Below are 23,546 nucleotides of genomic sequence, written 5' to 3'. Positions count from 1 at the left end.
GTACCTCTTAATCTAGATCTTGAGCGGCAAGCCACTCATCATTGAATAATTTTGATAAGTAACGGCATCCTGTATCGCAGGCAAGCGTTACAACGCGCTTCGGCTCGGTTTGCTCCCGGCAGTAACGCAGCGCAGCGGCGATCAACGTGCCCGACGATGAACCAACCATCACACCCTCTTTCAAGAGCACTTCTCGAGCCACTTCAAATGATTCTTTATCGCTAATAGCATAAGCTTTTCCGGCCAAAGCGATTTCACAAATCACCGGAATAAAGTCTTCACCAATGCCTTCTACGCGCCAACTGCCGGCGTCTACTTCTTTGCCCTCGTTAATCAAAGGCGCCAAGATCGAGCCATCGGGATCGGCCAATACTAAATCCACATCAGGATTCTGTTCACGCAGATAACGGCCCACTCCAGTCAGGGTGCCTCCTGAGCCCACCCCACATACAAAGGCGTCTAGTTTGCCTTCCATTTGTTGCCACATTTCTGGGCCCGTGGTTTCGTAGTGCGCAGTCACGTTGGCTGGGTTTTCAAATTGGTTGATATAGAAGGCGCCGCGTTCTTTCGACAAACGCAACGCCACATCCTGATAGTACTCGGGGTGACCTTTTTGCACGTCGGAGCGTGTTTCAATCACTTCCGCACCTAGGGCACGCAAGTTATACAGTTTTTCCCGGCTCATCTTATCGGGCAGAACGATAATCAGCTTATAGCCTTTCTGCGCTGCCACGAGCGCCAATCCCAAGCCGGTGTTGCCAGCGGTGGCTTCAATTAAGGTATCGCCTGGTTTGATTTTGCCGTCAGCTTCTGCGGCCGCAATCATCGACACTGCGATACGATCTTTAATCGACATCCCCGGGTTTTGCGTCTCTAATTTCAAGTACAACTCACACGGGCCCGTATCCATATGGTTTACCCGCACCATCGGCGTATTGCCGATCATCTCTAAAGCATTTGCAAAAACCTTCATCAGAATGCCTTTCCTTACTCGTATACAGTGAATTTGGTCATAAACCCGTCTATTCTACTCATTCATGGCGTGAGTATCCATGCCAGTGCAATCTAAGCTATACCTTTTTAATCGGATCAAATATCGTTACAATCAAAATAATAACTAGCGACAACAGGATAGAGGACATGAAAATTAACGCTGCTAACGGGATAAAACTCGGCTTATTAAGTTCTGCGCTACTTGCATTAAGCGCGTGTACCCCTGCGGAACAACACCCACAAGACGCGTTTTTTGACGCGCTCCTTGAACACTGTGGCAATGCTTACGAAGGTCATGTGAGTCTGGGTGATCCGGAAATGGACGAAAACTGGATCAATAACCGCATCGTGATTGAAGTACGTGAGTGTGAAGAAAATCGCATTCGTATTCCACTGCATGTGGGTGACAACCACTCACGTACTTGGATTGTCACTCGTGATACCCTCGAACGTCGTGAACTTGAGTTAAAGCATGACCACCGCTTAGAAGATGGCAGCCATGACCCACTCACTATGTATGGCGGTCACACTATCTCAGCCGGCACTTCGACTCAGCAAGCATTCCCAGCAGACGACTACAGTAAGCGATTGTTTGCAGAGCTTGGCTATCCTGCGTCTATTGATAACACATGGATTCTTTCGTTCCCGAACGCCGATACGCTGCGTTATCGTTTAGTTCGTGAAGGCCGTGAGTTCCAAGTTGATGTGGATTTAAGCCAAACCGTTGAAGCGCCGCAAGCGCCTTGGGGTTGGGAAGATCATTACCGCTACGATTAAATAAAATCCATAAAAAATCCCCGAGCTGTTTGGCAGTTTCGGGGATTTTTTTATGCGTGTTCGCTATCCGCGTATCATTCCATTGGACGCGTTGAGTCACTGCGCATGCATTGGGCATACAGCTCGTCGACTTCAATCAACGTGTCGCGTAATTCACGTCCTTCCAACTGATAACTGGCTCTGAGCTCGCCGTTATCCCATTTGAATTTCACATCATCTACGCCGACCACACGATCTAAGTAAATCACCCGTTTGTACAGGCCGCGGAAATCACAACTCATCACTACAAAAAACTCACCCACACCTTCGCGCTCGTTCACACTTCCCATGGCGGTAATTTCAAAACCGTCCCCTTCATAAGCATCGGCGACATGCTGATTCCCCAAGGTGTACACATACAAACTAAACAGGGTGAGTAAAGCCAACATGGCAATCCAAATCATGATGCCCAGTCGCAGAATCTTCCATTGATCCCAATCACCCGCTCCTTTGCGGAGCAGAAAATAACCAATGATCGCTGCGACCAAAAAGCCCACGGTGATCAAGCTTTCATAAATCACCTGAGATTCCGTCCAGCGCCAGAAAAATAGGTAATCTGCTGGCAGTACCAGGGCTTCGAACCAAACAACACTGGTAAACAGAATCACTGCCAAACAGATCCAGACAATACGTTGTTGCGGCTGCATAGCCTCTCCTCGGTTATAACGTTGCTCTTGAATGGCTACACCTTACCTCTGCCCTTGCGAAAATGCCAATTTCTATGCCGTTTAAGCTAATACTCGCGCAACTGATTTAGCAGGACATCAAGGGCCCGATAGCTCATGGCTTCCATTAAATGGGGCCGCGTAATCTGTGATGCTTCTTCGAGATCCGCGATGGTTCGAGCAACGCGTAATGTGCGGTGGTAGGCTCGATGTGACAGCTTGAGGGTTTCCATCGCGGCAACGAGGAAATCATGGTCATCAGTATCTAGACGCGCAACTTCTTTCAATTTTGGTGGGCTTAAATGGTGGTTAAGACACCCTTGGCGTTGCAGTTGTTGCGCTTGGGCTGCTGCCACCTTCTCTCGCAAAAAAGCACTACTTTCGGAATTGCATAAAGTTGTGTTATCACCTGCATTTATGTCGGGCACCTCCTGTGCATGGCGCAACGCATCGGGCTGGCGAGGCACATCCACTTGCAAGTCAATGCGGTCCAAAAAAGGGCCCGACACTTTACTCAGGTAGTTTAAGATTTGATCGGGCGTCGCCCGCGACGAGCGAATATCGCCATCGAAATTACCGCAGGGAGACGGATTTAACGCGCACACCAATTGGAAGCGTGCTGGAAATATCGCCTGTTGCTTCGCTCGACTAATACACACGCGACCACTCTCAAGGGGCTCCCGTAAACTATCTAGTACGTGCCGGGGCGTTTCTGTAAGCTCATCTAAGAAAAGAATCCCGTGATGAGCGCGGGTAATTTCACCTGGTTGGGGGATTGAGCCGCCGCCAACCAAAGCCGGAGCAGAGCAGGAATGATGGGGGCTACGAAAGGGACGTAAACGCCAACGTTCAGGTGCGAATGGTGCACCCGAGAGCGAATCAATCGCGGCCACTTCAAGCGCTTCGGCCTCCTCCAATGGCGGCATCAGGCTGGCAAGGCGCTGGGCCAACATCGTCTTGCCGGTTCCCGGCGGCCCCACAAACAACACATGATGCGCGCCAGCAGCGGCAATCAGCAACGCCCGCTTGGCCATGGATTGCCCGTGCACATCCGCTATATCACCGGCATGGGCGGGTGAGTAAGTTAATTCAGAGGGCTGTGCGAGCGGGAGTGGCGCATATTTTTTCAGGTGGCGGACTGCACTTATGAGTGAGCTTACCAAGTAAGCCGAGGGTTCGCGCAGCAAACCCGCTTCCCCTTCGTTGCCCGCAGGGATGAGCGCCTTATGACCCGCTTGCTGACAAGCAAGCAACGCCGGTAATGTGCCATGAATTGTGCGCACTGCACCATCGAGCGCCAACTCACCAAAACATTCCAGTCCGGCTAATTCGGCTTCATCAAACTCATCGCTCGCCGCCAATATACCCAGAGCGATGGCTAAATCGTAACGGGCGCCTTGCTTCGGAAGCTCCGCCGGCGACAGATTTACAGTGATTTTCGCGATAGGAAAATCCAGACCACTGTTCATAATCGCCGTGCGCACCCGGTCTTTGGCTTCGCGCACCGTGGTTTCCGGCATACCAATAATTTGAAACGCCGGCACCCCACGCACAACATTCACTTCAACTCGAACTAACGGCGCCTCCATGCCCATTTGCGCCCGCGTTAACACCACCGCAAGACCCATTCCCCACTCCTTTGTAATTCAATCCATGAAAGCTAAGAGTGTAGAAGGAATAAGCAACGCACTAAAATGTAAGCGGCGGATTTCCGCAATGGCAGACAGTTTTGTGGATATCCCATTTGAGCTATTTTGATAAAAGCTTTATGGATTCCATGGCGCTGTTTATCGGGGACAGGTCACCACTTCAATCAGTATCTCCAAGGACGTAGTCCAAATTGATGAAAAAGATTCCACCGGCATTTTCGGTTATACCAAAACCTAGCGTCATTCGTACATCTTCAGTAACACTCCCGCCAGGAACCACACGAAAGCCGATTCTTGCTGCTTCTACAGTCGACTCATATCGAACGGTCTCACCCGTTGGCGAATTGAGTTGCTTTATTTCCACAGCAGCGTTTCCACTCATATCGTAAATCAGCACTTTGAATGGAATTGCTTGATCGATAGATACTACGTTGAACAAAATTTCATTCCCTTGCGGGATTTCATCTGTGCTGAAGCAGTTCATAAAATCATTGGACGAATCCAAGTCTACAATGACTGAATTTAGAGCTTTAATATCCACACAGTCGGTCGTTTCACTAGTTGCCGAAGCATTGGTAAAACTAAACATGCAAACCATATATAAAGCGATTGAAATAATTTCCTTTAATTTCATAAGAAGTCCTTAACTTAGCTTTCATATATTTAAAAAAGCCAACAAGAAAATATAGGTTTTTAACACAAAAATTAGCCTACCTAAATCGAGAGCATTCTAATATAAAACATGCCCATGAATTGTTCACTCTCCCTCAACTGAAACAGTTTTAATATGAGTATTATCCTTTTCATCGACGAGCTTTAACTCATATTCTGTGCGGTCATTTGCAAAACACGTTGCAACGCGAAAACCAAGACTAATACAATGCCAAGAGTCCATTTTTTCATGCCCATCGCCTAGTTCCAATTTGTTACAGTGACCGGAATCTCGCCGCCTGTCATAGTTAACTCAATGGCGACAACACCACCGCTATTGGCCATCGCCGCTAGGGTGTCACAGTCAACGTCATCGGCACACAAAAATTCAAAGGGGGGAAGCGAGTAAACGCCCTCGCGAACAAACACAAATGCATCATTAGTAAGGGAGACTTGTTCATAACTATAAATCGTGTCGACAGGATCTCGTGCTTCCTTTAGCACTTCCAGAATCCGATATTCAACATCGAGCCCATCAGCTGGCGGATCTGTTAATTTAACGACCTCGAGTAGCAACTGATACTCAGTACCAAATTCATAATTAAAATTTACGATTCGTCGAGTTGTGCCGTGCTGTACACCTGACTCATCTAGCAGCGCTGGAGGACAAAGGGTGCGGGATTCATTGGATGGAGGGCAGAGTGGCGGCGTACTACTAATAGTAACGGTCATCGTTTCATTACTGTCGCCTGAGTCACAACCCACAAGCGCGAGCAATATTAAAAGGCCGAGAAAACATCTACTTTCCATGACAGCTTATCCTTGTTTTAAAACGTTGCTTTACCACTCTATGCATTTATTTCGATAAAGCAATAATTTATCTGCGCCTTCCAGTTGACCCTTGAGCTCCATCTATTCATTAGAGCTGAATACTGACATCCAAAACGGAGTTGGGGTTGAGTCTGCCCCCAGCGAAAGCTTAGAAATTACAGACGAAGTGTTTCTTTATATTAGTTAATAAAAACCAACAGGAAAATTTAGGGCTACGAATGGTGCGCCCGAGTTAACACCTCCGCGAGCCATCTCAGTGGTGAATTGCTGAGCAAACTGCTAGGATGTGGCTCTATTTCGAAGACGTAGAGGTTGTAGTAGATGCGTTTCCTGATACAAAGTGCGGGTTTAATTCTCTGCTTACTGGTCAGCACAAAGGTGGCTTTGGCAAATGATTCATGGGCGTTAGAATACAACGCCACCTGCTATACTGCGCCTTACGACACCTACGAGAACTTCATCGAAAGCTTCGTTCAGCGCAATAATAACCCTCGCTATGATCGTGCCTATTTCGAATCCGAATTCCCGGAAGAGCGCTTTAGAAAATTGCGCTTTGAGCTTGATTGCCGCTGGCTCATATACCGAAGTGGTAATGCCATGGTGGGCGGTTTTGCGGTATTTCCTCGCGAGTTTGACGGCGAAAAGCTTCCGGTAATTATCTATAACCGCGCTGGTCACGGCCCGACAAATGCGGTCGGTTTTGTCGACATTTTTAAGAATATCCTTCCGCTCGCTGAAGCCGGTTACATGGTCATTGGCAGTCAGTACCGTGGCGGAGGCGGCGTATTCTCCGGCATGTCGAATGGCCAAGATGAATATGGCGGTCGTGATTTGAACGATGTGTTGCGCCTAATTGATGTGGCTCAAGCCATAGGCCCAGCCGATGAAAGCCGCGTGGGTCTTTATGGTCGCGCTCGCGGCAGCATGATGAGCTTTATGGCGGCTCGTGAACGACCCACTGCATTTAAAGCGTTGGCGTCTGCCGCTACCCTCAGTGATTTAGAGCAATGGGTGGCTGAATGGGGTGAGTCGGACCATCCCGCATCACGCTATATTCCAGACTATGCGAGCCGCGGGCAGGCAACATTACAAGAACGCTCCGTGATAAATTGGGCGGAAGAGTTGCCGCGCACGATGCCCATTTTGTTAATTCATGGGCAACGGGATTGGAATCTAACGATGGATCAGTCGCAAAAGCTTGCCGCTCGATTAGAGGCGATTGGGCATCCCCATGAGTTGATTACCTACTCGCACGCAGATCACCAGTTCACCAATTATCGAGGCGACCTAAGCAATGCCTTGATTGAGTTTTTCGATACTCACCTCAAACCTTAAATAAAAAGGCCTGATTGGGATTACCCATCAGGCCTGTGTAATTCATTAATCCGCAACCCGACGCGATTTTGTTACCGCGATTACCGGTTATTTTCTCGTTCCAATCGCTCACGACGGCGCTCTTCCTGCGCTTTCGTGCGCTGTTGCATCCGTTCCATGGCTTCAGCACGACGCTGTTCGGCTTCAGCGCGACGCTCATCCGCCTCTTGGCGACGAATAATCACCCGCTCGCGACGCTCTTCACTCATGGCACTTAAGCGCTCAACAAATTGATCTTCACTGATCACGCCGGTGCCGTCAGTATCTAGGCGACGAAATAATTGCTTGGCGCGTTCTTCCGCTTGGTTGGTCATAAATTCAACCATTTCTGCTTCGGTCAGCTTGCCACTCTGGTCTAGATCAAAGTCTTGGAAATGCTCGCGAATTCGTGCTTCGCGTGAACTACGCATGCGTTCACGCAATTCATCTGGATCGATATTTTCTGCGTTATCGTCGAGATGCTCAAACCACATCATACGACCCGGTGGCATCCCTTCCCCACGCGGTCCTTCACGTCGAATTTCGATACGTTTTTCTTTCTTTACTTGCTTCTCTTTGCCTTCATCTGCTTGCACAGAAGTAACAAATAGCCCGGCACTCAGTGCCAAGGTAGGAACTAACAAGAGCGATACGAGTGTTTTCATGTCTTTTTCCTCCGAGCCAAAGGGCTCATTTCACACACGCACAGTGTGCGTCATGATTCCGCAGGAAATATGCGTATATTATGAAGAAATTGTGGAGCCTGCTTGATATTTGTACCCCACCCCATATACAGCTTGAATAATGGTGGTTGGCGCACCTGCACTATGCAGTTTATTGCGCAGATTCTTGATATGACTATCGACAGTACGATCACTGACAACGCGATGATCATCATAAGCCGCTGATATCAGCTCTTCTCGCCGATAAACCCGCCCGGGTTGGCGCGACAAGGTCGCCAGTAGACGAAATTCAACCGGGGTAAGTTCCATGATGTCGCCGTTATAGCGGGCTTGATATGCACCGGTATCGAGAAATAATCCCGATGTGGTGTTCTCAGCATCGGTGCGATCGCTTTGTTGCCATTGTTGACGACGAATATGGGCATCCACCCGCGCCACCACTTCCCGTGGACTAAAAGGTTTTACGATGTAATCATCTGCACCCAAGCGTAACCCAACGATGCGATCCACTTCATCGTGACGTGCAGTAATAAATAGAATAGGTACACGGCTTTCTTCACGAATCTTCCGACATACTTCCAAACCATCCATTTCTGGCATCATCACATCCAGTAACACGAGATCAGGGTCATGTGCGTGAAATGCCTGCAATGCATCGGTTCCGGTTTCTTTGCAGATACATTCATAGCCAGATTGCTGCAAATAATCTCGCAGCAAATTAGCGATATCTGGTTCATCTTCAGCGATTAAGATAGTGCTCATCATGTTTTTCTCATACCAGTTCTGACTGGTTAAACAATTGAATCGCGACCCGTAAGCCCCCTAACTGACTTGGGCTGGCGCTCACTTTACCTGCGTGGGCATGAACTATACGTTCAACCAGAGCCAAGCCGAGCCCGGATCCACCGGTATGACGCGCTCGATCCCGGTGTACGCGATAGAAGCGATCAAATAGGAATGGTAAATGCTCGGCATCGACGCCCGGTGCGGAATCTTCCACCACAACCTCTACGCCGTGGCTAGAGCGAAGCACATGCACGCGGATCTCCCCCGGTGCATCGGTGTAACGAAGGGAGTTCGTGAGTAAGTTTGATAACACTTGGCGCAGGCGGTCTGGATCTGCATAGGCAGTGGCTGTGTCAGCGTCACATACGCACGCAAGTGAGAGTCCTTGCTCTTGGGCTGGACCTTGAAATTGCTGACACAGCTCTTGGGTGATACGCACAATATCCACTTGACGCCACTGATACCCTAAGCCACCTAAATCTGCTTGAGCCAGGGTGTCGATATCTTGGACCAATCGAGTGAGCTGTTTCGTTTGCCCTTGTAATCGCCGAATCACAGCGCTATCTGCTTTGCGAACACCGTCTTCGATAGCCTCCAACTCCCCTTGCAGAACCGTGAGTGGCGTACGTAACTCATGGGCCACATCCGCCATAAACTCTCTGCGTTGGGTTTCATTGGCTTGAAGGGTTGCTGCTAACGTATTCAGCGTACGGCCTAACTGAGCCACATCATCGGCGCCACTTTGGGAAAAACGGATCTTTGCGTCGCCCGCCGCCAGCGACTCAGTACTATGGCGTAAACTTTGTAAACGCCTGCGCAAGCCATGGGCGAATAAGAACGCTACCAAGGCGGCCAATATCACCGCGGCTGTACCTGCGTACATTAGCGTTTCGCGCTGCTGCTGCGAAAACACCGCATCAATTGGTGCTATCGCCCCTCGCGGCATCGGGGTGCTTAAGATACCGAGAATCTCGGAATCGTAAATCACCAATTCAGACACCGCATCTTCGATACGCGGACCAAAAATTAATTCACCGGATTCGGTAACAAAGTTCAGCTCAGAAAAAGCCAAATCAGAATCTAAATTAAAGCGCTCAGGTTCAAGCCAAACGTCCCGTTGGATATCACTTAAAATGGCGCGCCATAGCTCGCGCTCGGAGAGTTCGTCGGTAAACCCAATGCGTTCATAACGACCATAATAATCACTCAGCACCACCGATACTTGCTGCAGACGCTGACGCTCTTGCTCGGCCATATAGCGGGTGAAATCCTGCACAAAAAAATAGCGGGTGCTGATCAGGATTAAACCAACGAGTAACAGACTACTGCCCGCAATCGCGAGAAAGAGTTGCGTACGTGTTTGCAGATAGGTAAAACCGCGCAGAATCGACAAAGGCCTTACTCCGCTGAGGATTGAGAGTCACCTTTCTCGAGTGCATCCAGCCGAGCTTCTAGCGCTTCGACCCGCTTGCGTAAACGCAAGACGAGTTCTTGCTGCACTGCTAGTTCTTCGTGAGTGACCACATCAAGGCGTTCCAGTTGTGCTTGTAAGCTCTGTTTCACCCGTTGCTCCACGTTATCTGCCATATCCCGAACTCCCGGCGGAATGCTTTCGGTAATTTGGCGTGCGATTTGCTCAATTTTCTTTGCATCGATCATGGAAAATTCCTCATTCGTAGTGCCCTCTACTATAGCATGAGCGACAAAAATAGAGAGCGTTTCCTGCAGCCTTCGCTTTAGGCTACAATGCGCACTTCCAACCCACGGCCAAATGAATATTATCAGCAAGGATCGTCATGCAATTAAACCCGCAACAACAAGAAGCAGTGCAATACATTGGTGGCCCAATGTTAGTGCTTGCGGGTGCTGGGAGTGGGAAAACGCGTGTAATCACCGAGAAAATTGCTTATTTGATTAGCTCTGCTGGCTATTTGCCGCATCATATCGCTGCAGTCACCTTTACCAACAAAGCGGCACGAGAAATGCGTGAGCGTATTCACTTGCGAGTGGGTCGAAAAAACTGCCGTGGGTTGCGCGTCTCTACCTTCCATACCTTAGGCCTTGATATTATTCGACGCGAAGTTGGCATGCTGGGCTACAAACCCGGCTTTTCCTTATTTGATGATCAAGACAGCTACGCGTTGCTTGCGGCGCTCAGTGAAGATTCCCTCGACAACGATAAACAGCAAATACAGTTATTGCAGAGCCGAATTGGTCAGTGGAAAAATGCCATGCTCCTACCAGAGCAAGTGCAGCTCGATCCTAGCCGCCCCGATGATGCCTTATTTGTTGAGTTATACGAGCGTTATCAACGCCATTTACAGGCCTATAATGCGCTTGATTTCGACGATCTTATTTTACTTCCCACGCTGTTGCTGAGACGCTCCACGGATGTGCGCCAGCGCTGGCAGAATCGCATCCGCTATTTATTGGTGGACGAGTATCAAGACACCAACTCTAGTCAGTACGAACTGGTACGCCTGTTGGTAGGTGAACGGGGCCGCTTTACCGTAGTGGGCGACGATGACCAAAGCATCTATTCCTGGCGCGGTGCCCAACCAGAGAATCTCGCCCAACTGCAGAAAGACTTTATCCAGCTGCGGGTGATCAAGCTAGAGCAAAACTACCGCTCCGTTGGCCGTGTTCTTAAATGCGCGAATATTTTAATCGCCAATAACCCCCATGTGTTCGAAAAGAAGCTGTTCTCGGAAATGGAATACGGCGAACCGCTACGGGTGATTTTCGGCAAAAACGAAGAGAATGAAGCGGAGCGCGTGGTAGCAGAAATCATTCGCGAGCGCTTTCTTAATAATATCCGCTATGGTGATTACGCAATTCTGTATCGCGGAAATCATCAAGCCCGTATTTTTGAGAAAGCCCTCATGAACAATCGCATTCCCTACAAGATTACCGGGGGACAGTCGTTTTTTGCCCGCTCCGAAATTAAAGATGTGATGGCCTATTTGCGCTTGGTCGTGAATCCTGACGACGACAACGCGCTACTGCGGATTATCAACACACCGCGGCGGGGTATTGGGCCTAGCACTATGGAACGAATTGGCCAACTCGCCCATCAGGAAAATATGAGCTTGTTTGCTGCGTGCCAGCACAGCGGCCTAAAAACAATTTTGGCGACGCGCGCCTATGCCGATGTGCAAGGGTTCGTAAACATGATGAACCACGCGGCCCGGGAGGCCGATGGTGGTCATGAACATGCCACACAAGCGGTAAAACAACTACTGCAAGATATTCATTTTGAAGACTGGCTGTTTGAAACCAGTGGCAGCCCAACAGCTGCAGAAATGCGCATTAAGAACGTAAACGAGCTGTACCGGTGGGTCAGCGAAATGCTCATGGGTGATCAGGAGAATGACCCCATGACCTTAGACCAAGTAGTGAGTCGGTTAGTGTTGCGGGATATGCTATCGCGCCAAGAAGACGATGAAGTCGACGATCAAGTGCAGTTGATGACGCTACATGCCAGTAAAGGCCTAGAATTTCCCTTCGTGTTTTTAGTAGGAATGGAAGAAGGCCTGCTGCCTCACCAAACCAGTATTGATAACGACGACATAGAAGAAGAGCGACGTTTAGCCTACGTAGGCATTACGCGGGCACAGCAAAAACTCACCTTTACCCTTGCCAAAGAGCGACGCCAATATGGGGAAACTATTCGTCCAGAAGTAAGTCGGTTTTTAATGGAATTACCCCAAGACGACATCGAGTGGGAAGGGGAAAAGAAAGTGGTAACTGCAGAAGATCGTCAGCAACGCAATGCGGCTAACGTCGCTCGTTTGAGAGCGATGCTGAAAGATTCTTAGTCGCTTCTTTGCTGAAGTTTTTAATGTTTACCGGAGCCGGTTTGCTGAGCAAATTCCCTTGGCCTACTTTAACACCGAGCTCTTGCAAGTAAATGCGCTGTTCATCTTCCTCTATGCCTTCTGCGAATAGATCAATATTCAACTCTGTGCACAGTGTCACTATATGCCGAACCATAGCCCTGGCCCGATCTTTACGGGCAACTTGGCCGACAAAGCGGCTATCCAACTTCACGATATCAAACGGATAATTGTACAAGAAGTGCAATGGTCCGGTTCCACGACCAAAATCATCCAGTGCTAAGCGGAAGCCAAAATCTTTTAACCGGCGTAAGCTTGTCAGCACGCGACGCGGATCTTCTTGTTGCAGCGATTCTTCATCAAATTCCAGCACGATAAGTTTGGCAGGAATTTTCGCTTCCTCAACAATACTCATGAGTTTGTTCACGTGGCGGGGGCGCAATAGATGCTGAACACACATATTAATGTGCATTGGCAAGGCGCCTGTTCCTTTCTTTCTTAGCGTAGCTAACAACTGACAAGATTCAGACAATACCCATTGATCGATTTCGATAATCGCGCCGGAGCGCTCTGCGATGCCAATAAACTCACTGGGCAGTACGATGTTTTTGCCACGCTGCCAACGCACCAAAACCTCATAGCCAATGACTTCGTTGGACTCTAAATTCAGTACCGGTTGTTGCCAAATACGGAAATCTTTCTGAGTTTGGGCACAGCGTAACGCGGCTTCTTGATTTAACGCATCAACGAGGCCACTGCGAATGGTTTCATCAAACACCACGTAGCGGCCTCGGCCCAAATTCTTCGCTTCATACATGGCTGCATCTGCATCGCGCAGTAATCGGTCGGTGGTATCGTCGCCGCCACGGCAAGTGGCAATCCCAATACTGGCCCCTGAGAAATGTTCCTGGCCTTCCAACTCAAAGGGTGATTTCATCACCTCAATGATGCGCGCAGCCACATCTTTTGCATCGTCCACGTGCTTAATAGGCTCAAGCAAAATAACAAATTCATCACCACCAAGGCGCGCTAAGAAATCGGGCTCGCGAATCGCACTATGAATGCGTCGACTCACTTCTAACAAGAACTGGTCACCAGCAGAGTGGCCGAGTGTGTCGTTGATATTTTTAAAGCGATCCAAATCCACAAACAGCAGCGCAAAGTTTTCCTTAGTGGGCCGCTTTTGTCGCGACAATGCCTGGTTCACGCGCTCAGTAAACATCGCCCGGTTCGGCAAGCCCGTGAGGTTATCGTGATGTGCGTCGTGGTACAGCCGCGCTTCGATTTCTTTTCGACGTTCAATCTCTTCAACAAGCTCTTCGGTACGCTCTGCAATACGTTTTTCTAGGAATGAATTCGCCTTTGCCAGCTGCTCAGCGGCCCGACGTCGTTCAATCGCCACCGACACATGGTGCGCTACAAAGTTAAGCAGTTCGAGATCTTCGCGCTGATACGGACGGTCATCGCGGTAGGTTTGGGTCGCGATCACACCAAAAATTTTGCCGTCCATCATGAGCGGTGAACCTAACCATTGGTGCGCGAGTTTCCCGCGGGTTTCCGACAACACAACATCGCCCTTAGCGATCAGATTGTCACGGGTTTTGCCATCCACAAACGCAGGCTTACGCGTTCGCAGCACGTATTCCGTTAACCCCTTCTGCAAACTCCGCTGACGCGCTTGGAATCCGCTTTCATCAGCATAATAAGGGAAATATACTTGCTGTCGATTTTCTGTGAGCAAGGCAATATAGAAGTTATCCGCTTGCACCAATTTCGATACTTCCACATGCAAACGACGATAAAAGGTTTGCATGTCTTCGGCGGTATTGGTCAGATCGGAAATAGAATACAACACCGCGTTTTGTCGTTCGGCTTTTTCCCGATCGATAATCTCGGTGCGCAATTCTTCGTTGGTTTGTTGCAGCTCTGCAGTACGTTTGGCTACTTCTTGCTCTAGATATTCCCGATGACGGAAACGCTCTAGCGCGTTCACCACGTGTTGCGATACGAACATTAGGAGCTCGAGGTCTTCGTTCCGATAGCGAACTTCCTCTTCATAGCTCTGTACCACCATAGCGCCAATCAACGTATCGTTGGCAATCAACGGTACACCAAGCCAATCCACCGGTAGCGAACCTAAGAAATTAACTTCCCCGGATTTGACCAGCTCTTCAATGTTGTCTTTGGTACACAGCATGGGTTCGCCGCTGCGTAAGATATATCCGGTCATGCCGCGCATCAATGCCGCTGCAGGCACTTCGTCTATCATGCGCGCATCATCATATTGATCAACAAAGTACGGAAATAGGAAGCTATCGCGGCTTTCGGTGTAGAGACAAATATAGAAATTCTTGGCCGACATCAATTGGCCGATGATACGATGCACCGAGAGGTAAATCTGGTCCATATTTTGCGCGGAGGACGCAAGCTCGGAAATACGGAACAGGGCCTGCTGAACTACTTCAGCTTGCCTGTATTTCTGCGTGAGGGCTTTTAGCCGAGATACAACTTTCTCGAGCCGCTTGACCTGCAACGCATAATCCGTTTCGTTTGCGTGTTCGCTCACCCGTGAGCATCCCCCAAGGTCATTTGCCTATGCAATTGAAGGCTCGTGCATCCATCTCGCACTCTTTACAATGCAATAGAGGGTTTTCCCCCTAGACAATCAGCAGACCATTTTGTTGTGATGTTGTTATTTTTTTACCAATAACTGAGTGTACACCGCTTTTTTTAGGTTGAAAAGCGACCAAAGGTGAGAATTTTTTAAATTAGATACAAAAAAGCCACTCATGGGAGTGGCTTAGCTAGATATGAGAGACTGTGAACGCTTACAGATCAGCGATCATAAACTCAATAGCGGCTTCAATTTCGTCGTCGGTACAGCGGGCACAACCACCGCGTGGAGGCATGGCGTTAAAGCCGTTAATCGAGTGCTCTAACAGCACTGCCATACCTTGCGGTAAGCGGTCCGTCCAATCGTCGGCAACACCTTTACGTGGGGCACCTAAGATACCACCCGTGTGACAGGCTGCACACGCTTGATTATAAACCTGCTCGCCTGAGCGGTCGCCTGCTGCAGCCGCTGCCTGTTGCTGCGGCTCATCGCCAGCAACACGTACCTTCATGGACGGCTGAATACGCTCAGCAATCGCTTCCCGAGACATATCTTGGGTAAACGCCATAACACCACCCGCGATTGCCACACCGGCAACCACTGCAATAACTTGTTTCCACTTCAGTTGGTTTACAAACTTCACGGCTTTCTCCTGACTCATCAGTGCCAAATTCAAAATCGGTTGCTGAATTTCTGAACCGATTATAACGAGAAAATCTGTTCCATGAAACTGCTGTCTGCATAGTTAACAACATTGTTGTGATCATTGGCCCTGAGAACCGGGCGGTGTGATACACTTTTCCTGTCGTTTTATACGGAATCGCAGCACTTTGGTTCAATCATCCGGTCGAAAAATCGCCTTGCTTGATCTTGATGCTTTCTTTGCAGCCGTAGAAGTCATTAAGGATCCCGGCCTTGCAAAACGTCCTTTCGCTGTCGGTGGTGGTGGCGAACGCGGCGTCGTGGCCACAGCCAATTACCGTGCCCGAGAGTTTGGGGTGCGCAGTGCCATGCCTGGGCATCACGCTCGTAAGCTCTGCCCGGATTTAGTTTTCGTGAAACCGGATATGGCCGCCTATAAAGCCATGTCAAAGCAAGTTCTTGGCGTATTAACCGAGTTCACCCCTTTGGTTGAACCCGCCTCTATTGATGAGTTTTATCTCGATCTCACCGAAAACACAGCCTTCAAAGGCAGCGCTAGCCTTACCATGGAAGCAATTCGCGCAGAGTTGCGTGCTCTTGGCGTCACCGCTTCTGCAGGTATTTCCTCACAAAAGATGGTGGCAAAAATAGCCTCAGAAGAACGTAAACCTGATGGTCAGTTTGTGGTGGCTCCCGAAGCCATTTATGCCTATTTAGGAGCCCTTTCTTTACGCCGCATTCCCGGTGTCGGCCCAAAGAGCCAAGAGCGATTAGCGGCCGCTGGCTTTCATAAAGTCGGAGATATTCAAAACTGTGACCCCAGCAAGCTGCAACGACTCCTCGGTGATCATGCTGGATATCTTCTCCACCAACGCTGCCAGGGCATTGATGAACGACCTGTGTCACTCAGTCGCATGCGCAAACAGGTCAGCGTGGAGTCGACCCTGCATCGCGACTTTACCCACGTGAAAAGTGCCGAGCAATTTTTAGAAACCAGCTTACTTCCTTCGTTAAAGAAGCGATTAGGGGAGGCCCGTTGGCAAGATGTACGCGCCAAGGGGCAAACCGTTAAATTGAAATTTAGTGACTTTACACAAACAACAGTGAGTCGTGTTAGTAACCGAGTTTCACCCTCACTGTTTTATCAATTGCTCCATGAGGCTTGGCCTCGGGCGCAAGATCGTAGTGTGCGCCTGATTGGAATCGGCATCACTCTGCCGGATCCAGATGAGGACCGACAGCTCGAATTGGCGTTGGAATAATTGGGGTTTCACCAATAAAACAGGTGGCGTCTGTTTCCTTAAATTGCAGCTCATCAAGCACTTCTTGTGCTTGATACACATAGCGCAATAGCCACAGTAAATAACGTACATCCGCGTGAATGAGTCGATGCCGAGCGCTATCAAACATCCAATCGCTGAGAATACCATCGGTTGTGCTATCAAATACCAAGCCAATCAATTCACCGCGGCTGTTTAACGTGGGGCTGCCTGAGCTTCCTCCAGTTCCATCTGCATTGCTCAAGAAGTTAAGTGTGAGATCCTGTGAGCTTACTGCTAAACAACCTGCGCCGTGCACCGACGCTGCCGCATGCATGGCAAAAGGTAACGTATATCGTGGTTCCGTGCCGGTAATGGAAAGCAACGAGCTTAGTGTCGTTCGCGTAGATACCGGATCTGTTTCTGGGTCCGTTTTTGGATTCCCGGCCACAACCCCGGAGCTTAGGCGATAGGTCCGGTTCGCGTTATCCGCGAGACGTTTGCCTTGGGAACGCGCCCAGCGTCGAAATCCATCCATTAAAATGCTGCGCCCTTGTTGTTCAATGCCGCGCAACTCACGTTCACGCGTATCCCATTCCAAACGTTCATCCGCGCTTTCGATTGCGAATTGAATCCAGGGATCGTTGCTTCGGCGAAGTTCTGTCAGAGGAAGGCGCAACATCTCGTCTAACGCGGCTAGATTCTGCAATTTGCTTTCCGCGTAAATCGCCGCAACCCGCTGCTGAATTTGTGCTTCACTCGAGTCAGGGGTTAATTGAAAGAAATGCTCAATAAATCGGATTTTTTGATCTGCTGGCAGCGCTTGGTGGCGCATAAGCAACTGCACTAAAAGTGCCTGTTCAACCTCGCTATCAAATTGGCGCAGCTGCCCTCGCAATTGTGATTGTAACGCAGGGACTTGTTGCGTTTGGTAGCCTCGGGTCCGGCGATCGTCGGGCCGCGCCGATTCCTGAGCAAGCCGATAAATCCGCTGCGCCACCAATGGAAGTTGGAGCTCCTGAAAAAATCCCCACCACGTTTGTTGCAGTATTGTCCGCTGCCGTGTCGCTAAGGCCTGATGGACCAAATCAAGCCCCTGTTTATAGTGGTCGGCGTTTTCTTGCGCCTGCATCCATTGACGCACATCCGCTTCTTGCTGCGCACTTAGGGCAAAAAACTGATGCTCGTCGGCTGCCGCCAACATGCCGATATAGTTTTGACGGCGATTTCCCCAGCGCATAAGTGCTGGTGCATAACGGAGTTTACGCGCCGCATCATCTTGGCTAAAGCCATGTACAGTGTCTTCAAGTTCTTGCAAATAATCGATGGCTAGCGGATAGAATGTTTCTAACGCAAGCCGAGCCTCTTTCTCAACTCGATAGCGTTGGGTTAATCCTGGAAATCCCGCCGTAAACACTAGTTCGCCATCACTGGGTGCTGCCGGTGACAACGGTAGCCAATGCGCGGGTTGGTAAGGTTTGCCGTTCTGATCATAGACTCGTAACAACGCCAAATCGGCACTGTGTCGGGGCCACTGCCAATTATCTTCAACGCCTCCGAAATGACCAACGTCTTCAGGCGGCGCCCACACTAAGCGCACTTGTGGGAATATCTCGTCGCGGATGAGCAGATAGCCAATACCGTCGTATTGCTCCACAACCCGGCACTGGATATTTGGCGCGTTTTCGCATCGACGTAAAATCTCATTACGATTGTTGGCTATCATATTAAAGCGTGCTCGACCGGTCACCCGATCCGTAACGCCCTGTAACACTTCCCGCGTCACTTCAGTTCGGCTCAGTGTTTTAGCCACAATAAAGTCTGCGGGCGCGCGTAATTCAAGATCATGATTGAGCGCTAAATAGCCCGTTTCTAAATAATTATTCTCGAGCGTCGAGCGCGATTGCAGTAAATCAATGACACAGTGATGGTTGGTCAGCACCAACCCTTTTGGAGAGACAAAGGTTCCGCTACAGGAGCCGACTTTGAGGACTGTGGAGGTAGCAGGCTGCATCGGCCAGTCGGGCTGTTGCTCCGGTAACCACATCCCTTCTTGTGCCACACTTTGCGCAGCCGAAAAAAGTAACAAGAAACACAACAAAAAAGAGAGCACACAACGGATCATTGTTTGCCTTAACATGCCGAGCTGTTGTAACCGAAAACTATTCATACCGCTCCCTGTGGTTAGAAAGTTAAGGTTGAAGTACCGTTATAGTGTACGAAAAAACAGCACCACATGGCTCAATCTTACACTTCTTTAGTGATTCGTGCCGCATTCAGTATGCTAAATATACTATTTTCTGCTACAATCCGCCGCTTTCAGATCCACCCATCTTAGGTGTGTTACCTACTCGGGAGAAGAGTGAATGGCTTCTGTACTTATTCTAATGGGGTCACAATCAGATTGGCCGGTTATGCAAGCTGCCGCGCGTATGCTTGAAGACTTAAATGTCAGTTGGGAAGCGCGGGTTGTATCTGCGCATCGCACCCCCGATTTGCTCGCGACCACCATGCAAGAAGCGGAGCAATCCGACGTTCGTGTTGTCATTGCAGGCGCCGGTGGCGCCGCACACTTACCCGGCATGCTTGCCGCGTTCACGTATTTACCCGTATTCGGGGTACCTGTACCAAGTAAGCAACTCAAAGGCTTGGATAGCTTATTGTCGATTGTGCAAATGCCAAAAGGCGTTGCGGTCGGCACGCTGGCTGTCGGTGAAGCCGGTGCAGCCAATGCTGGCCTCCTTGCAGCACAAGTGATTGCAACCACTGATCCTGAGGTACGAAAACAGGTTCAGGCGTTCCGTGACGAACAACGCAATAAAGTAATTACCCAAAGTAAACTGGATCTTGATTAAGCCCATGAACATCCTCATTCTCGGCAACGGCCAGCTTGGTCAAATGCTGGCTCAGGCCACCATTCGCTTAGGCCACGCATGTTTACTAGTGAACACCCGTACCAATCAGGTTATGCCCGCTGGCGCTCATGTGCCAATGCAGCTCAGTATCGCGGAGGCTGTTGATTGGGCCGACATCGTAAGCTGGGAACATGAGCAATTGGATCCGGAGCATGTGCAATTAGCGGCAGATAAACTTCTCACAGACCCTGCTAAGATCCTGCCACTGACTCACCGCCAACTTGAAAAACAGTTATGCGACGATCTCGACATTGCCACTGCCCCGTGGGTCGCCTTTGATACCCAAGAGCAGTTTCAAACAGCCGTAACTCAATGGCAGGGGAAAGCTGTGATTAAGGCCGCCAGTGGTGGTTACGATGGAAAAAGTCAATGGCGATATAACTCAGATGAGCCTGGTGATCTGGTTGCCCTAGGCGATACAGCGGGACGTCAACCCGGCATTATCGAAGCCATGATCCCGTTTCAGTGTGAAGTATCCATTGTCGGTGCCCGCGCAGCAGATGGTCGCATTCAATGTTACCCCCTCGTGGAAAATGTGCACAGAAACGGAATTTTGAGCCATACCTTTGCTGGCTTTAACAACCTGCCTGCCCATTTACAGCAAAAAGCAGAGCATGCCTTTCGCAAGATTACCGAACATCTTGGATATGTGGGTACGCTAGCCATTGAGTTCTTTGTGGTGGGCGCTGGCGACAGTGCTGAGCTGCTCGTGAACGAAATTGCGCCACGGGTGCATAACTCTGGCCATTGGTCGATGCAAGGTACAAATATCAGCCAATTTGCCCTGCATATCCGTGCTCTGACCAATATGCCATTTGCGCCATTTATCACGCAGCCTACACTAATGGTGAATGCCATTGGTATCGCGCAGATTCCAGATTCACTCTGGCAAGATGGCGAAGCCGCTCCTTTCTGGTATGGTAAAGAAGCGCGGCCGGGTCGCAAAGTAGGACACGTTAATTTCCACGTCAACGACCGCGCGGGTGCAGAAGCCCTCGCAGCACAATGGGCACCAGAACTGCAGATCCTCAGCTAAGAAATTCAGCAAGGAGTTGCTATGCCTCAGGGTCGTTATATTTTGGCTCTCGATCAGGGCACAACATCGAGTCGTGCCATGGTCTATCACGCCACCGACGAAAGCTTCGAAGTGGTAGGTCGCGGTCAGCATGAGTTTGACCAACATTTCCCCGATGATGGCTGGGTTGAACACGACCCAGAAGATATTTGGCAAACCACCTTGGATGCCTGCAAAGACGCCATTGAAGATGCGGACATCGACGCCTCGGATCTCGCCGGTATTGGCATCACTAATCAGCGCGAAACCACCGTTATTTGGGAACGCGACTCCGGAAAACCAATCTATCCGGCCATCGTTTGGCAGGACCGACGCACCGCTGCTTATTGTCGACAATTGAAAGATAATCAGCATGAAGCCATGGTGCAAGAACACACCGGCCTGCTACTTGATCCCTACTTTTCTGGCACAAAAATTCACTGGATTCTCGAACATGTCGACGGTGCTCGTAAACGCGCTGAGGCCGGCGAACTCTGCTTTGGCACCATTGATAGCTTTCTATTGTGGCGCCTTACCGATGGCAAGGTTCATGCGACAGATGCAACCAACGCCTCACGCACCCTATTGATGAATTTAGAAACACGCGCGTGGGATAACGAACTTCTTGCGCTATTCGATATTCCAAGCGCCCTGCTCCCTGAGATTCGCGATAACGCCGATCATTTTGGTGATGTGGCCTGCTCCACCCTGCTTTCAACATCAAAAAGTAACGCATCGGTTCCTGTACTCGCCATGATCGGCGATCAACAAGGGGCGTTGTTCGGACAAGCCTGTTTCTCTGAGGGGCAGATGAAAAGCACTTACGGTACTGGGTGCTTTGCGCTCGTGAACACGGGTGATCGCCCCCGTGTATCGGAGAATCGTTTGCTGTCCACCATGGCATACCAATTAGAAGGTAAGCCGACTTATGCCCTTGAGGGCAGTATTTTTATGGCTGGGGCTATTGTACAGTGGCTACGCGACAAGCTTGGTATGATCAACGAAGCCGCCGAAACCGAATCCCTTTCTGAAGGCGTGCCATGGCAGCAAAGCGAAATGCTCATTCCTGCCTTTACCGGTTTAGGGGCGCCCTATTGGGATCCCGAGGCCCGGGCAGCACTATTTGGTATGACGCGCGATACCGGACGTTCACAGATCGCAGCGGCAGCATTGCGCAGTGTTACCCTGCAAACTCGCGATCTGTTGAAAGCAATGGATGATGACGGTCAACCGGTGGATGAATTACGTGTTGACGGTGGCATGACCGAAAACAATTGGTTTATGCAAGCACTGGCGGATATGACTGGCCATCCTGTACTTCGGGCAAACACCACCGAGACCACGGTACGGGGGGCCGCCCTGCTCGCGGGGCTGCAAGCCGGCGTTTTCTCAGGCTTAAAACAGATTGAAGCATTGTGCCGTGCCGATGATCGTTGGACACCTGACCTTGATCAAGAAACCCGCGATAAAGTCTACGCTCGGTGGTTAGCCGCAGTAGAAAAAGTCAGGTAGAATGTTTGCCCTTTTTGTAAAAATTTGAGTATTTATGAGCCAGGATCCACTATTCGCAATGGCAAAAGCCGCCATGGAGCGCTCCTATTCACCCTACTCTAAGTTTCCGGTAGGCTGTGCCATTCGCACCACCTCAGGAGCAACCTTTTGCGGCTGTAATGTTGAGAACGCCTCGTATCCAGAAGGTACCTGCGCTGAAGCCGGTGCCATTGCCGCGATGGTGATGGGCGGAGAAGCGACTATTCAAGACATTTTTGTCATCGGCCAAGCCGACGGGTTAGTTACACCATGTGGTGGCTGCCGCCAACGTATTCGTGAATTCTCCACCCCAGATACCCGCGTGCATGTATGCGGTCCCGAAGGCGTTCGCGGCGTGATGTCGTTTGATGAGTTATTACCGCACTCCTTTGGTCCTGAGCACCTTGCTGATTCGAAAGACGGGCAGGAGACACCATGACCGATGTTGCGACCATGACGCGCCAGCAACAAGCGCGCCTTGCTTTTTCCCTATTGGATTTAACCAGTCTTACCGATATTGAAACCTCGGCAGATATCGAAGACTTGTGTGCCAAAGCAGAGTGGCGAGACGCCGACGGGAACACCATTCACGCTGCGGCTCTGTGTATTTTTCCGCGCTTCTTGCCCTTAGCACGACGTATTCTCGACGACAAAGGCTTATACCACGTGCGTTTGGCGACGGTTACGAATTTTCCCCATGGCGGATCTGATATCAATATCGCAGTAAAAGAGACCTTGGCCAGCGTTGCTTACGGCGCCGATGAAGTGGATGTTGTATTACCCTATAAAGCCTTGATTAGCGGCGATACAGATACACCCCTGCGCCTTGTGCAAGCCTGCAAAGCCGCGTGTGGTAACGGTGTATTTTTGAAAGTGATTCTGGAAACCGGCGAACTCAGCACACCGGAGCTTATTGCTCAGGCCAGTGCCATTGCCATAGCCGGCGGTGCGGATTTTATCAAAACCTCCACCGGGAAGGTTACCACCAATGCAACACCGGAAGCCGCAGACATCATGCTCCGTGCCATTGCTGAACACCGTGCGAAAGGCACAAACCAAGCCGCTCCCGTTCGTCCTGTGGGTTTCAAGCCGGCAGGCGGAATCCGTACTCTCGAAGATGCCATGACCTATATTAAAGCAGTGCAATCGACACTAGGTCCTGATGCGGTTCAGCCCTCGCTTCTGCGCTTAGGTGCTAGCTCCGTGCGCACCAATCTCGTATCTGTTTTAGAAGGAACGGATGAAGTCACACAGTCAGGAGGCTATTAA

At 50.0% G+C, this 23,546-nt stretch carries 21 protein-coding genes; 9 read left to right on the top strand and 12 right to left on the bottom strand.

Annotated elements, in window-relative coordinates; all coding sequences use genetic code 11:
• Window positions 1-7: 7 nt before the first annotated feature.
• Window positions 8-973, bottom strand: coding sequence for a PLP-dependent cysteine synthase family protein (locus tag FM042_RS08240; RefSeq protein ID WP_143235945.1), 966 nt, complete (start codon window positions 971-973; stop codon window positions 8-10).
• 167 nt (window positions 974-1,140) lie between these two features.
• Between FM042_RS08240 and FM042_RS08235 the strand changes: the two genes are divergently transcribed.
• Window positions 1,141-1,770 carry a hypothetical protein gene (locus tag FM042_RS08235; RefSeq protein WP_143235944.1) on the top strand — a complete coding sequence of 210 codons (630 nt, stop codon included), beginning with the start codon at window positions 1,141-1,143 and terminating at the stop codon, window positions 1,768-1,770.
• A gap of 74 nt (window positions 1,771-1,844) precedes the next feature.
• Here the strand turns inward: FM042_RS08235 and FM042_RS08230 are convergent, their stop codons facing one another.
• From FM042_RS08230 to FM042_RS08215, 4 genes are all read right to left on the bottom strand, one after another.
• On the bottom strand, window positions 1,845-2,456 hold the full coding sequence (locus FM042_RS08230; protein WP_143235943.1) for a hypothetical protein: 612 nt from the start codon (window positions 2,454-2,456) through the stop codon (window positions 1,845-1,847).
• An 86-nt stretch (window positions 2,457-2,542) separates the two neighbouring features.
• Window positions 2,543-4,102 (bottom strand): YifB family Mg chelatase-like AAA ATPase, encoded by a 1,560-nt coding sequence (locus tag FM042_RS08225; RefSeq protein WP_143235942.1) that lies wholly within the window; start codon window positions 4,100-4,102, stop codon window positions 2,543-2,545.
• 181 nt (window positions 4,103-4,283) lie between these two features.
• A complete protein-coding gene (locus FM042_RS08220) occupies window positions 4,284-4,757 on the bottom strand; it encodes a hypothetical protein (RefSeq protein ID WP_143235941.1) in 474 nt (157 codons plus the stop codon).
• Between the two features lie 278 nt (window positions 4,758-5,035).
• Entirely contained in the window at window positions 5,036-5,584 is a 549-nt protein-coding gene (locus FM042_RS08215; protein ID WP_143235940.1) for a DUF4377 domain-containing protein, read from the bottom strand.
• Window positions 5,585-5,926: 342 nt separating this feature from the next.
• Here FM042_RS08215 and FM042_RS08210 point away from each other — a divergent pair, with 342 nt between their 5' ends.
• The gene (locus tag FM042_RS08210; RefSeq protein WP_143235939.1) at window positions 5,927-6,940 is read left to right on the top strand and encodes an alpha/beta hydrolase family protein; all 1,014 of its coding nucleotides are present in this window, start codon (window positions 5,927-5,929) and stop codon (window positions 6,938-6,940) included.
• An 80-nt stretch (window positions 6,941-7,020) separates the two neighbouring features.
• On the opposite strand, the gene FM042_RS08205 is transcribed toward FM042_RS08210, so the two are convergent.
• From FM042_RS08205 to FM042_RS08190, 4 genes are all read right to left on the bottom strand, one after another.
• On the bottom strand, window positions 7,021-7,623 hold the full coding sequence (locus FM042_RS08205) for an EF-hand domain-containing protein (RefSeq protein WP_143235938.1): 603 nt from the start codon (window positions 7,621-7,623) through the stop codon (window positions 7,021-7,023).
• Between the two features lie 78 nt (window positions 7,624-7,701).
• Entirely contained in the window at window positions 7,702-8,406 is a 705-nt protein-coding gene (locus FM042_RS08200) for a response regulator (RefSeq protein ID WP_408608853.1), read from the bottom strand.
• Between the two features lie 7 nt (window positions 8,407-8,413).
• Window positions 8,414-9,820: an ATP-binding protein gene (locus FM042_RS08195; protein WP_143235937.1), complete on the bottom strand. Its 1,407-nt coding sequence runs from the start codon at window positions 9,818-9,820 to the stop codon at window positions 8,414-8,416.
• A 5-nt stretch (window positions 9,821-9,825) separates the two neighbouring features.
• The gene (locus FM042_RS08190; RefSeq protein WP_143235936.1) at window positions 9,826-10,086 is read right to left on the bottom strand and encodes an accessory factor UbiK family protein; all 261 of its coding nucleotides are present in this window, start codon (window positions 10,084-10,086) and stop codon (window positions 9,826-9,828) included.
• A gap of 137 nt (window positions 10,087-10,223) precedes the next feature.
• Between FM042_RS08190 and rep the strand changes: the two genes are divergently transcribed.
• On the top strand, window positions 10,224-12,245 hold the full coding sequence (gene rep, locus FM042_RS08185; protein WP_143235935.1) for a DNA helicase Rep: 2,022 nt from the start codon (window positions 10,224-10,226) through the stop codon (window positions 12,243-12,245).
• Here the strand turns inward: rep and FM042_RS08180 are convergent.
• Both FM042_RS08180 and FM042_RS08175 read right to left on the bottom strand, forming a co-directional pair.
• Window positions 12,205-14,829 (bottom strand): EAL domain-containing protein, encoded by a 2,625-nt coding sequence (locus FM042_RS08180; RefSeq protein WP_143235934.1) that lies wholly within the window; start codon window positions 14,827-14,829, stop codon window positions 12,205-12,207. The genes rep and FM042_RS08180 overlap by 41 nt on opposite strands.
• A 262-nt stretch (window positions 14,830-15,091) precedes the next feature.
• On the bottom strand, window positions 15,092-15,520 hold the full coding sequence (locus tag FM042_RS08175; RefSeq protein ID WP_221931514.1) for a c-type cytochrome: 429 nt from the start codon (window positions 15,518-15,520) through the stop codon (window positions 15,092-15,094).
• Between the two features lie 187 nt (window positions 15,521-15,707).
• Between FM042_RS08175 and dinB the strand changes: the two genes are divergently transcribed.
• A complete protein-coding gene (gene dinB / locus FM042_RS08170) occupies window positions 15,708-16,781 on the top strand; it encodes a DNA polymerase IV (protein WP_143235932.1) in 1,074 nt (357 codons plus the stop codon).
• Here dinB and FM042_RS08165 read toward each other — a convergent pair.
• A complete protein-coding gene (locus FM042_RS08165; RefSeq protein WP_143235931.1) occupies window positions 16,729-18,948 on the bottom strand; it encodes a S46 family peptidase in 2,220 nt (739 codons plus the stop codon). The genes dinB and FM042_RS08165 overlap by 53 nt on opposite strands.
• 196 nt (window positions 18,949-19,144) lie before the next feature.
• On the opposite strand from FM042_RS08165, the gene purE reads away from it, so the two are divergent.
• Genes purE through deoC form a run of 5 tightly spaced genes read left to right on the top strand, consistent with a single transcriptional unit; the run spans window position 19,145 to window position 23,546 of the window.
• Window positions 19,145-19,633, top strand: coding sequence for a 5-(carboxyamino)imidazole ribonucleotide mutase (gene purE, locus FM042_RS08160; RefSeq protein WP_143235930.1), 489 nt, complete (start codon window positions 19,145-19,147; stop codon window positions 19,631-19,633).
• 4 nt (window positions 19,634-19,637) lie between these two features.
• The gene (locus FM042_RS08155; RefSeq protein ID WP_143235929.1) at window positions 19,638-20,729 is read left to right on the top strand and encodes an ATP-grasp domain-containing protein; all 1,092 of its coding nucleotides are present in this window, start codon (window positions 19,638-19,640) and stop codon (window positions 20,727-20,729) included.
• 21 nt (window positions 20,730-20,750) lie between these two features.
• A complete protein-coding gene (gene glpK / locus FM042_RS08150) occupies window positions 20,751-22,259 on the top strand; it encodes a glycerol kinase GlpK (RefSeq protein ID WP_143235928.1) in 1,509 nt (502 codons plus the stop codon).
• A 34-nt stretch (window positions 22,260-22,293) separates the two neighbouring features.
• Window positions 22,294-22,716 (top strand): cytidine deaminase, encoded by a 423-nt coding sequence (gene cdd, locus FM042_RS08145; protein WP_143235927.1) that lies wholly within the window; start codon window positions 22,294-22,296, stop codon window positions 22,714-22,716.
• Window positions 22,713-23,546, top strand: coding sequence for a deoxyribose-phosphate aldolase (gene deoC / locus FM042_RS08140; protein ID WP_221931513.1), 834 nt, complete (start codon window positions 22,713-22,715; stop codon window positions 23,544-23,546). The genes cdd and deoC overlap by 4 nt, the downstream gene beginning before the upstream one ends.

Origin of the sequence: Aliidiomarina halalkaliphila (assembly GCF_007096385.1) — a bacterium.
Classification (GTDB): Bacteria; Pseudomonadota; Gammaproteobacteria; order Enterobacterales; family Alteromonadaceae; genus Aliidiomarina; species Aliidiomarina halalkaliphila.
Note: the sequence above shows the minus strand (reverse complement) of the source record. Positions and strands in the feature narration are given on the sequence as shown.